Source organism: Streptomyces sp. NBC_00448 (genome assembly GCF_036014115.1).
Taxonomy (GTDB): domain Bacteria; phylum Actinomycetota; class Actinomycetes; order Streptomycetales; family Streptomycetaceae; genus Actinacidiphila.
In genome coordinates this window covers 6,540,816-6,552,187 of sequence record NZ_CP107913.1, presented here as the reverse complement: position 1 = coordinate 6,552,187, position 11,372 = coordinate 6,540,816, and the positions used below count along the sequence as shown (strand labels likewise).

Sequence of the window (11,372 nt, the reverse complement as noted above, 5' to 3'; positions counted from 1 at the left end):
GCGGCTCCTTCCGCGGAAGGAGCCGCACAGACACAGGGGCGCGGGGAACTCCCCCGGAGGGGGCACCCCCAGCGACCAGCCCACCACCGGCGGACGGTCCGGCGACTCACGCCAAGGGGCTCGGCGTGCGGAAGGTACGGCGATACGCCTGCGGCGTCGTCCCGGTCCACCGGACAAAGTGGTGCCGCATGGTGGCCGCGTTGCCGAACCCCGCCCGGACCGCGACGGAGTCGACCGTCGCGTCGGTCCCCTCCAGCAACTCCCGCGCGAGCAGGACACGTTGCCCCAGCAACCAGCGGTACGGCGTGGTCCCGGTCTCCTGCTGGAAGCGCCTCGCGAAGGTCCGCGGTGACATGTGGGCGCGCAGCGCCAGTTCCTCGACGGTCACCTCGCGGTCGAGGTGCCGCTCCATCCAGGAGAGCACCCCGGTGACGGTGTCGCTCTGCGCCCGGGGCAGCGGCCGGTCCACGTACTGCGCCTGGCCGCCCTCGCGGTGCGGGGGGACCACCATGCGCCGGGCGATACCGTTCGCGACCGCGCTGCCCTGCTCCTTGCGGACGAGGTGCAGGCACGCGTCGATGCCCGCCGCCGTGCCGGCCGAGGTGACCACGCCGGCGTCGTCGACGTAGAGCATGTCGGCCTCGACCTCGGCCTTCGGGTGGCGCCGCGCGAGCCGTTCCGCGTGCCGCCAGTGCGCCGCGCACCGCCTCCCGTCGAGCAGCCCGGCCGCGCCGAGCACGAACACCCCCGAGCACACGCTCAGCACGGTCGCGCCGCGCTCGACCGCGCGGTTCAACGCGTCGAGCATCGGCTGCGGGAAAGTGCGGCTGTTGTACGAGTCGCCGGCCGGCACCGCGATCAGGTCGGCCTCGTCCAGCCGGTCCAGGCCCTCCGCCACCACCAGTTCGAACCCGGCGTGCGTCCCCACCCGCGGCCCCTCCGCCGAGACCACCGAGAAGTCGTAGACCGGCAACCCCTCTTCGCTGCGGTCCAGCCCGAAGACCTCGCAGACCACGCCGAGTTCAAAGGGGTGAACCCCGTCCATGACCACGGTCGCCACGTTGCGCAACATGTCGTCCAGCCTGCCACGTGGCAGCATGTTGCGGTAGTACGGCAGTGCTGCCACTGTTCGACCGTAAGCGGCGCGAGCACGATTGACCCATGACCGTACTCCTGGACATCGCCGCTCTCCTCGGCCTTCTGCTGGCCCTCACCTTCGTCCCCGTCCTCGGTCTGCGCCACGAGGCGAAGATCACTCGCGAACTGCGGGAGGCGGACCGCAAGCGCGCCGAACTCTGAGACCTCTCCCGCGCCCGCCCGACCGGGGCCCGCCCAGGCCCTTCCGCGGCCCCGCCAGACGGCGGGGCCGCGGCCGCATGCGGCCCGACAACGCGCTCAGGCCACCATGAGATTGACAGCGCGACACAACATGTGGGGGTGCCTGCGGTGGGCGCCACTACATGTATGCTCAACCCCGTTGCCGCAGGGGAAGCCGGTGAAAATCCGGCGCTGCCCCGCAACGGTGAACGGTCGCGCGCCCAGCGCCCCGTACAGCCCGATCGCCTGCCGGCCGACACACTCCCGCGTGCCTTGTGCGCGGGGGTGCCTCCCGAGCCGCCGGGCTCAAGGGGAGGGAACCGTCCGGGCCTCGTGGACTGGGTCGACGGGCGCACGGCGGCGTGCCAGAAAACGGCCCCGCCATGCCTCTCGTCGCTCTCCGCGCGGCCGCCGCCGCGTATGAGGGAGAGCACCACCGTGACCACCGCGCCCACCGCCCCCGTGCCCACCGCCGCCACCTCCTCGGCGGCCCCCGCCACCGCTCCCCCCGGCCGGCCGCGGGTGCCGGAGCCCGCGGACGGCGCCGGCGCCGAACTCCTTCGCATGCTGGTCGAATTGACCGCCGACCTGCCCGACGCCGACCCGGGCCGGGTCACCGCCGCCGCCCTGCGCGGCCGCAGCACCGGCGCCGACCGCGCCGAACTGCGCACCCTCGCCATCGACGCCGCCGCCGGTCTGATCTCCGACGACCCGGTGTACTCCCGGCTCGCCGCCCGCCTGCTGAGCGCGGCGATCACCGAGGAGGCGGCCGGCCAGGGCGCGGTCTCCTTCACCACCTCCATCGCGGTCGGCCACCGCGAGGGCCTGGTCGGCGACCGCACCGCCGCCTTCGTCGCCGCCCACGCGGCCCGGCTGGACGCGCTGATCGACCAGGCGCTCGCCGACCGCGCCGACGACCGCTTCGGCTACTTCGGCCTGCGCACCCTGCACAGCCGCTACCTGCTGCGGCACCCGATCACCCGCCAGGTGATCGAGACCCCGCAGCACTTCATGCTGCGGGTCGCCGCGGGCCTCGCCGAGGACGACGGCGTCATCGCGCCCGGCGGCCCGGCCGAGGTCGGTGGCCCGGCCACGGCAGGCGGCGCGCCCGAGGTGGGCGGCGGCCGCGCGCTGGAGGAAGTCGCCGACCTGTACCGGCTGATGAGCGCGCTGGACTACCTGCCCAGCTCCCCCACCCTCTTCAACTCCGGCACCCGCCACCCGCAGATGTCCTCCTGCTACCTGCTGGACTCCCCGCTCGACCAGCTGGACTCGATCTACGGCCGCTACCACGAGGTGGCCCGCCTGTCGAAGCACGCCGGCGGCATCGGCATCCCCTACTCCCGGGTGCGCGCCCGCGGTTCGCTGATCCGCGGCACCAACGGGCACTCCAACGGCATCGTGCCGTTCCTGAAGACCCTCGACGCCTCGGTGGCCGCGGTGAACCAGGGCGGCCGCCGCAAGGGAGCCGCCGCGGTCTACCTGGAGACCTGGCACGCCGACATCGAGGAGTTCCTCGAACTGCGGGACAACACCGGCGAGGACGCCCGCCGCACCCACAACCTCAACCTCGCGCACTGGGTCCCGGACGAGTTCATGCGCCGGGTCGACGCCGACGCGGACTGGTCGCTCTTCTCCCCCGTCGACGTCCCCGAACTGGTCGACCTGTGGGGCGCCGACTTCGACGCCGCCTACCGCCGCGCCGAGGCCGCCGGCCTGGCCCGCCGCACCCTCCCGGCCCGCGAGCTGTACGGGCGGATGATGCGCACCCTCGCGCAGACCGGCAACGGCTGGATGACGTTCAAGGACGCCGCCAACCGCACCGCGAACCAGACCGCCCGCCCCGGGCGGACCGTGCACTCCTCGAACCTGTGCACGGAGATCCTGGAGGTCTCGGACGACTCCGAGACGGCCGTGTGCAACCTGGGTTCGGTGAACCTGGGCGCGTTCGTGATCGCACCGCGGGACGGTACGGCGGGCGGCGCGGACGGCATCGACGACGCGATCGACTGGGAGCGGCTGGACCGTACCGTGCACACCGCGGTCACCTTCCTGGACCGGGTGGTCGACATCAACTACTACCCGACCGAGCAGGCCGGGCGCTCCAACTCCCGCTGGCGGCCGGTGGGTCTGGGCATCATGGGGCTGCAGGACGTCTTCTTCCGGCTCCGGCTGCCCTTCGGCTCCGAGGCGGCCCGCGCGCTGTCCACGAAGATCTCCGAGCGGATCATGCTCGCCGCCTACGAGGCGTCCTGCGACCTCGCCGAGCGCAACGGCCCGCTGCCCGCGTGGGACCAGACCCGTACCTCCGACGGCGTGCTGCACCCCGACCACTTCGGCACCGCCCCGCACTGGCCGGAGCGCTGGACCGCGCTGCGCGCCCGTATCGCCACCACTGGCCTGCGCAACTCGCTGCTGCTCGCGATCGCCCCCACCGCGACGATCGCCTCCATCGCCGGCGTCTACGAGTGCATCGAGCCGCAGGTGTCCAACCTCTTCAAGCGCGAGACGCTCTCCGGCGAGTTCCTGCAGGTCAACTCCTACCTGGTGGCCGACCTCAAGCGGCTGGGCCTGTGGGACCCGCGGACCCGGGAGGCGCTGCGGGAGGCCAACGGCTCGGTCCAGGGCTTCGACTGGATTCCGGCGGAGGTGCGGGAGCTGTACCGCACCGCCTGGGAGCTGCCGCAGCGCGCGCTGATCGACCTGGCCGCGGACCGTACGCCGTACCTCGACCAGAGCCAGTCGCTGAACCTGTTCCTGGAGACGCCGACGATCGGGAAGCTCAGCTCGATGTACGCGTACGCGTGGAAGCGGGGGCTGAAGACCACGTACTACCTGCGGTCGCGGCCGGCCACCCGGATCGCCCGCGCGGCTTCTTCCGCGGCTTCCGCGGCTTCCACGGCCCCTTCCGCGGCTTCCGCTTCTTCCGCCGCACCCGCGTCCGTACCCGCGCCCGCCGCCGTACCGGTGATCGCCGACGCCGACGCGATCGCCTGCTCCCTTGAGAACCCCGAGTCCTGCGAGGCATGCCAGTAATGACCACCGACACCACCGCGAACGGGACCACGAGCGGGGCCACGAGCGGAACCGTGGACGGGGCCTCCCCCGTCGTGAAGAACCTGCTCGACCCGGGCTTCGAACTGACCCTGCGTCCGATGCGCTACCCCGACTTCTACGAGCGCTACCGCGACGCCATCAAGAACACCTGGACCGTCGAGGAGGTCGACCTCCACTCCGACGTCACCGACCTCGCCAAGCTCTCCCCGGCCGAACAGCACCTGATCGGACGGCTCGTGGCGTTCTTCGCCACCGGAGACTCCATCGTCTCCAACAACCTCGTGCTCACCCTCTACCGCCACATCAACTCCCCCGAGGCGCGGCTGTACCTGTCCCGCCAGCTCTTCGAGGAAGCCGTCCACGTCCAGTTCTATCTGACCCTGCTGGACACCTACCTGCCCGACCCCGACGACCGCGCCGCCGCGTTCGCCGCCGTCGAGAACATCCCCTCCATCCGTGAGAAGGCGCAGTTCTGCTTCCGCTGGATGGACTCCGTGGAGACCGTCGACCGCCTCGCCAACCGCGACGACCGCCGCCGTTTCCTGCTCAACCTGATCTGCTTCGCGGCCTGCATCGAGGGCCTGTTCTTCTACGGCGCCTTCGCCTACGTCTACTGGTTCCGCTCCCGCGGCCTCCTGCACGGCCTGGCCACCGGCACCAACTGGGTGTTCCGTGACGAGACCATGCACATGTCCTTCGCGTTCGACGTCGTCGACACCGTACGCAAGGAGGAGCCCGAACTCTTCGACGCCCAACTGCGCGACCAGGTCACCGACATGATGCGTGAGGCGGTCGAGGCGGAACTCCTCTTCGCGCACGACCTGTGCGGTGACGGCCTGCCCGGCATGAACACCGCCTCCATGCGCGAGTACCTCCAGTGCGTCGCCGACCAGCGCCTGTCCCGCCTCGGCTTCCCCCCGGTCTACGGCTCGGAGAACCCCTTCTCCTTCATGGAGCTCCAGGGCGTCCAGGAACTCACCAACTTCTTCGAACGCCGCCCCTCCGCCTACCAGGTCGCCGTCGAGGGCACCGTCTCCCTGGACGAGGACTTCTGACCTAGCACCTGCCGTGACGGCCCCGCCCTCCTGGGCGGGGCCGTCGTCCTGGGCGGGGCCGTCGTCCTTTCTCCTCCCATCGCCCGTCCCATCGCCTCCCATCAGCCACCTTGGACACTCTCCGTACCCGTGTTCTAACCTCCTGCGTACGAGACCGAACAATGGCAACCCGGGGGGGCTCGCCATGTCACGGCGCGCAGACGACGGCAGCACGTTCAGCGGAATCGATCCGAAGCAACTGCACACGTTCATCACCACGATCAACAGCCACACCGGCCACGACGGCACCACGAGCGCCCAACCCGTGGTGCGCGACTGGATGAGCCGGGCCACCTACCTCGGACTGGACACCTCCACCCTCGCCGCGGTGACCAGGCACCTGTCGTGGGCGCAGGACCAACTCCCCATGCTGCGGCAGCGGCTCTTCCTGGCCCAGCAGACGGAGCAGCCGTATCCCGACTCGAAGCACATGGTCGAAATCGACGACGGCATGGTGGACACCTCCTCCCCCGCTCAGGTGCGCCGAGACTCCACGCAGGCCGTCAAGCTCGCCAAACTCGCCACATCCGATCCGAGCAAGCTCAGCAACGCACAGTTGGAGCAGCTCGACGACCTCCTGGCACTGCACGAGAACAACCCCGATTTTCTCCGAGCAGTTCGCCACCGGACTCGGCCCGTCCGGCACCCTGAGGTTCTACGCGGCCGTCACCGACCCGCGGCAGTTCGCGACCAACCCGCGCAGCAACGTCGGCTTGTCAGCCGACCAGAAGGAGCGGGAAAAACTCCTGGGCGGCCTGGAGAAGTCGATGGGCACCACCCTGGCCACCGCGACCCGCAACGACGACCCGGCCATGCGGCAGTGGAAGAAGACCGTGATCTCCCTCGGCGGCACGGACGTCGGTGACGGACCGGACCAGCACGTCTACGGCTTCCAGGTGATGAGCGACCTGATGCGCAACGGCACCTACGACACGACGTTCCTCGACAGCTACGGGACGTCCTTGATCGCCTTCGAGAAGGCGAACACCAGCGATGTCACCGGCGGCCTGCAAAAGCAGGTCCTCGAGAAGGACGTCCTTCCCTGGGACCAGCCGGACATGATCTACGACCGGATGCACTACGGCGCCGCCAACGACGGCGGCACGGACCCCATGACGGGTTTCATGGAAGCGCTCGGCCACAACCCCGCGGCCTCCACCACCTTCTTCGAGAACAGCAAGAACTTCGACTACCTCACCGAGACCCGCAACTGGCCCGGTGACTCCACCACCAGCCACTCCGCGAAGACCATCGCCGGTTACAAGTCCCTCGGCCACGCACTGGAGTCGGCGACCATGGGCTCCCCCTATGACGCCAACCCACCCCAACTCCACCGCACCAAGGGCACCGCCAAGGTGATGACCGAAGTCGTCAACCGCTACGGCCAGCAGGCGACCGGCACGGACAAGGTCAAGACGCGTGACAGCGGCGCCGACCTCCTCGCCCGCCAGTCCGGCATCGGCCCGAGCCTCGGCCGCATCACGGCGGCGTACATCGACGACGTGGACTGGGGACTGGACGACGACAACGACCTTTCGGTCTACAGCGGAACGAGCAGCGGCAGGCCGCCGAAGGACCGGGCGCACTTCGACGGAGCCCACCTGGAGACGTTCCTGGGGACTCTCGCCCACGACGACGACGCCTACTCCTCGGTGACCAACGCTCAGCAGGCGTACACCACCTCGGTGCTGAACACCCACCCTCCCACCATCGCCAAGAACGACGAGGTGAAGAGCACCGACAGCCAGAACGCGATCCGCATTGGCGCCCAACTCCAGGGCATCATGGACCGCGGCTGGATCGACGAGTACAAGGCCAAGGGCGACAAGCGGGACGCCGACTTCAACGAGAGCGTCGACAAGCGCTCCGAGCGACAACAGATGGTCGCGGGCCTCATCACCGGCGGCGTCTTCGCCTTCGCCCCCGAACCCGAGTCCGGCATCGGCGCCACGATCGTCCCGCTCGTCACCGACGACGTCCACGACCAGATCGACGACCAGATCAGCAAGAACATCGGCGACTACTCGGACTCCCAGCACCGCAACCTGGCCGATATGCGGCAGGGCACGGCGGCCGGCGTCTACAACGCCGGCGGACAGGGGTCCTGGGTTCCCGCCAAGAACCTCGTCGACAACAGCCCACAGGGATGGAGCCGCGCTCAGGTGAAAGCGTTGAACGACGCGCTGACCCAGGCACAGCAAGTCGGCTACAACACGGGCAGCCTCGACCAGGAGCAGGGCGGCAACCTGCCCGTGACCGGAACATGAGACAGGAGCCGACGATGATCGGTACCCGCACATCCCGCCGCCACAGTGTCCTTGCTGCGGCAGCCCTCGGTGCGCTCGGCGTTTCCCTGCTGTCCGGATGCAGCTCCAAAAAGCCCGCGCCGACCAACTCCTACGGGTCTCCGATCAGCATCCAGAGTGCGTGTGACCGCTCCTTCGACACACAAGGCGCCGCGGCGTTGCGAGAAATCACCGGCAAGAACCAGCTGTACCCCGCGCTCGCCGCCGAGCAGCACACCGCACAGCAAGTGGCGAACGAACTCCGCGCGGATCTGGACGACACCGACAACATGAACGAACACGACCTATGCTTCCTCGGCGTGGTCGGCGGACTGATGACGTCGGGACTGGAAATCCAGTTCCAGTGGTCGTCGCGCAAGCCGAGCGACAAGGACTTGAAGAGCGGAGACGACTTCACCGCATTTGGCATCGCCTACGGCGCCCTATCGTTCGACAACGGAACCTATCTGGATTTCACCTGCTCTCTCCCCGGAGCATTGGCCGGTGAAAGCCGGACCCGGTACGTCGAGGCATACGCAAACACCAGCGGCCTCAGCGCCGTCGGCAGCGCCGAAAAGCGTGAGGCCGGCGTCCGCCTGCTGTACTCCCCCGCGGTGAAGGTCGCCGCCGCGCTGGGCTGCCAGGGCAGCGATCTCCCGCCCACGCTGGGCACCTTGAAACCCCTCCCGATGAAGAAGAAGTGACCGAGAGCGGACGGACGAACTCCATGAGCGACAAGGTCCCCAGCCCCATGTGGCAGGCCCTCAACACCCTCTACACGGTCGTGGAACGCGACCTCGACTCCGTGGCGAACGCCCTGCACGCGGCCGACCAGCAGATGGCCGGCGGCAAGGGCGACGTGTGGGTCGGTGCCGCCGCCGTCACCTGGGCCACCGACCTCTCCGGCAACGCCCGTGGCACCAGCACGAAGACGCGGGCCTTCGCCGCATACGTCAAGAAGGAACGCGACGGCCACCCCAAGGAGGTCACCCAGGCCGAGGCCGACGCGGAACGGCGTCAACTCGCCCTGCCGGCCTGACCGTCGTGGACGCACTACGTGACGACAGCTAACGTAGGGCACCGAACGTTGCAGAATGTGGCCACCGTGAAGGGGGGCCGGCCCGGGGGGGCTCTGCACACACCAACTCCTCGGCGCGGCCACGCCCGTCACTCCCGTCACGTCTGCGCACACTGACCACGGGAGACTGGCAACACAATGGCACCCCGAACCAAGTTCAGCGCGGCCGCGGGCACCCTCACGGCAGCAGCCCTCCTCCTCACGGCGTGCGGCGGCGGCCACGACAAGAAGATCGCGTCGAGCCCGACCCCCAGTGATACGACTGCGTCGCAGACAACGGCCCCACCGACGACGCCGGCGGCGGACCCCAGCGCGCCGACGTTCGACCTTCCAAGCGACGTCAAGATCACGATCGACCCGGACACGACTGGCGACAAGACGAAGGACGCGATCCTCCGCGACCAGGCGTACGGGTTGGAGGCCACCTACGTCGCCGTTACCAAGCCGGACAAGAACTTTCCGCTCTTCACGCACTATTTCATCGAGGACGCCGTTGAGACGTGGAGCGAGTCGATTGACACGATGAAAAAGAACCACCACACGATCACGGGCACGGTCCACTACTACGATCGCAAAGTCACCATCGGCAGCAAGACCGCAGGAGTGACGTTCTGCGAAGACCAGCGCAATCTCTACGACAAGGACACCAGGACCGGAAAGGTCGTCACCACCACGCCATCCGCCAACAGCTACATCTTCCATACCTCCCTGATGCGCAAGGCGAAGGATGGGACGTGGCAGACAGCAACTTACGTCTCTCAGCGGGGGGCCGCCCGATGCCAGCCTTGAGGACTGCTCAACGTGCATTTGCGGCCGTGCTGATCACAAGTTGCGGAACGCTGCTGTCGGCGGTGCCCAGCAGCGCCGATGTGGGAGACCTTCCAGGCGGTGCGTCCGCACCGCCACCCCCCAGTACGCCAAAAGCACCCGGAACAATCCATTCCCAGGTGAAATATGACGTGAGCTACAAAGGCCCCGGGGTGCAGATGACCGCGCCGGCCACGTCCAACTGGTCGCCCCCACCATGCTGGTACGAGCCCGAGTTCACTCCCACTCAATTCTCGGACTACATCAACAGCAACTACCGGTCCGCGGAATCGGCGTGGGGGACGATGGGCGACACCTACGGCGCGGACGACTTCCACAAGGGCGACAAGGGCACCTGGTATCAGTTGATCATCCCTGACGCGACCAAAGCCGACGCATGCGTGAACCTCGACCCGTGGAAGTGGATCGCCCCCGACCAGCCGTCCACGCCGGACATTCCGACCGTCGACCCCAAAACGCTTGCGGGGCTCGCGTTCAACCGGACGATTCTGCCGAAGCCGGATATCACGTTACGACCCATCGCCCAGAACCAACTCGTGAACCTGGATACGGAGATCGCGTTCGACAAGGCGCTGCCGAAGGTGTGGGTGACCGCGAGTCTGGACAATCCGGCCTTCGGTATTCATGTGGCGGCGACCACCACGGCCGTGCCCGTGCGGCTGACGGTGGACGCGGGGACGCAGTACGCGGACCCGCAGAGCTGCACGTACGACCTGAAGGCGTCGGGCGGGAAGTACAGCGTGAACACCAAGGACGCGGGGTGCAACGTCACCTACGACAAGGCGTCGCCGAACGGCGGTTACCCGTTGAAGGCGAGCGTCGTGTGGGAGGTCACGTGGACCCCGTCCGCCGACCCCGACGGCCCGCCGAGCGCCCCGGGGCTGCCCAACGGCCAGTCCAGCAAGCAGTTCCAGGTCACCGTGCGCGAAGACCAGACCGTCAATCGCTGACGCGAGGAGGACGCGGGAGGGACACGGGGGGCGGGTCAGTCGTTGGGGACCGTCTCGAACTTCGGGGTGGCCTCGGCCATCTGGCGCATGACGTCCTTGCGGTCGCGCTTGGAGAGGCGGTCGATGTAGAGGCGGCCGTAGAGGTGGTCGGTCTCGTGCTGGAGGCAGCGCGCGAAGTAGCCGGTGCCCTGGAGGACGACCGGGTTGCCCTGGAGGTCCTGGCCGCGGACGACGGCGTAGTCGGGGCGGGCGAGTTCCATGTAGGCACCGGGGACGGAAAGGCAGCCCTCGTTGGAGTCGTCGAGGCGGCGCCGGTCCGCGGGGAGTTCGACCAGGACGGGGTTGCAGAGCGCACCGACGTGGCGGACGTCGTCGTCATCGGCGCAGTCGTAGACGAAGACCTTGAGGTCGACGCCGATCTGGTTGGCGGCGAGACCGACCCCCTCGGCGGCGCGCTGCGAGGCGAACATGTCGTCCACGAGGGCGAGCAGGCTGTCGTCGAAGGCGGTGACGTCCTTGCACTCGCGGTGCAGCACCGGGTTGCCGACCACCGTGATCGGACGAACGGTGCCGCGCTCGCGGTGGGCCGACTCGCGGTCCGCCGCGTCGGTCACGTCGTCGACGAAGTCGAGTTGCTGCTCGGTGTGCTGCTGGGACATCTCCGCCGTACGCCTTCCCGGAACCTGTAAGTGATCCTTCCCAGGGTACGGGACCGCGCAAGGGCGCGATGCCGCCGTCGTGATGCTCGGCACACCGCTTCGGC

The 11,372-nt window shown here is 68.8% G+C and carries 10 protein-coding genes and 1 riboswitch; of the genes, 8 read left to right on the top strand and 2 right to left on the bottom strand.

All coding sequences use genetic code 11. The features are described from left to right. Positions 1-106: 106 nt before the first annotated feature. Complete coding sequence (locus OG370_RS28250; protein ID WP_328474478.1) at positions 107-1,072, bottom strand: helix-turn-helix domain-containing protein; 966 nt, start codon at positions 1,070-1,072, stop codon at positions 107-109. A gap of 89 nt (positions 1,073-1,161) precedes the next feature. On the opposite strand from OG370_RS28250, the gene OG370_RS28245 reads away from it, so the two are divergent. The 8 genes from OG370_RS28245 (at position 1,162) to OG370_RS28210 (ending at position 10,609) form a co-directional block, all read left to right on the top strand. Continuing rightward, entirely contained in the window at positions 1,162-1,299 is a 138-nt protein-coding gene (locus OG370_RS28245) for a hypothetical protein (RefSeq protein ID WP_328469078.1), read from the top strand. 186 nt (positions 1,300-1,485) lie between these two features. Continuing rightward, positions 1,486-1,548, top strand: a riboswitch (cobalamin riboswitch). A gap of 333 nt (positions 1,549-1,881) precedes the next feature. Beyond that, positions 1,882-4,353, top strand: a complete 2,472-nt coding sequence (locus OG370_RS28240; RefSeq protein WP_443060902.1) for a ribonucleoside-diphosphate reductase subunit alpha — start codon at positions 1,882-1,884, stop codon at positions 4,351-4,353. Further along, on the top strand, positions 4,353-5,429 hold the full coding sequence (locus OG370_RS28235) for a ribonucleotide-diphosphate reductase subunit beta (protein ID WP_443060761.1): 1,077 nt from the start codon (positions 4,353-4,355) through the stop codon (positions 5,427-5,429). Before OG370_RS28240 ends, OG370_RS28235 begins: the two co-directional genes overlap by 1 nt. Before the next feature lie 752 nt (positions 5,430-6,181). Beyond that, complete coding sequence (locus OG370_RS28230) at positions 6,182-7,735, top strand: hypothetical protein (protein ID WP_328469074.1); 1,554 nt, start codon at positions 6,182-6,184, stop codon at positions 7,733-7,735. Positions 7,736-7,749: 14 nt separating this feature from the next. Then, positions 7,750-8,457 (top strand): hypothetical protein, encoded by a 708-nt coding sequence (locus OG370_RS28225; protein WP_328469072.1) that lies wholly within the window; start codon positions 7,750-7,752, stop codon positions 8,455-8,457. A 23-nt stretch (positions 8,458-8,480) separates the two neighbouring features. Further along, positions 8,481-8,792: a hypothetical protein gene (locus OG370_RS28220; RefSeq protein ID WP_328469070.1), complete on the top strand. Its 312-nt coding sequence runs from the start codon at positions 8,481-8,483 to the stop codon at positions 8,790-8,792. Positions 8,793-8,969: 177 nt separating this feature from the next. Then, positions 8,970-9,620, top strand: a complete 651-nt coding sequence (locus OG370_RS28215; protein WP_328469068.1) for a hypothetical protein — start codon at positions 8,970-8,972, stop codon at positions 9,618-9,620. 170 nt (positions 9,621-9,790) lie between these two features. After that, positions 9,791-10,609, top strand: coding sequence for a hypothetical protein (locus OG370_RS28210; RefSeq protein WP_328469066.1), 819 nt, complete (start codon positions 9,791-9,793; stop codon positions 10,607-10,609). A gap of 35 nt (positions 10,610-10,644) precedes the next feature. On the opposite strand, the gene def is transcribed toward OG370_RS28210, so the two are convergent. Continuing rightward, positions 10,645-11,268: a peptide deformylase gene (gene def / locus OG370_RS28205; protein ID WP_328469064.1), complete on the bottom strand. Its 624-nt coding sequence runs from the start codon at positions 11,266-11,268 to the stop codon at positions 10,645-10,647. Positions 11,269-11,372: the final 104 nt, after the last annotated feature.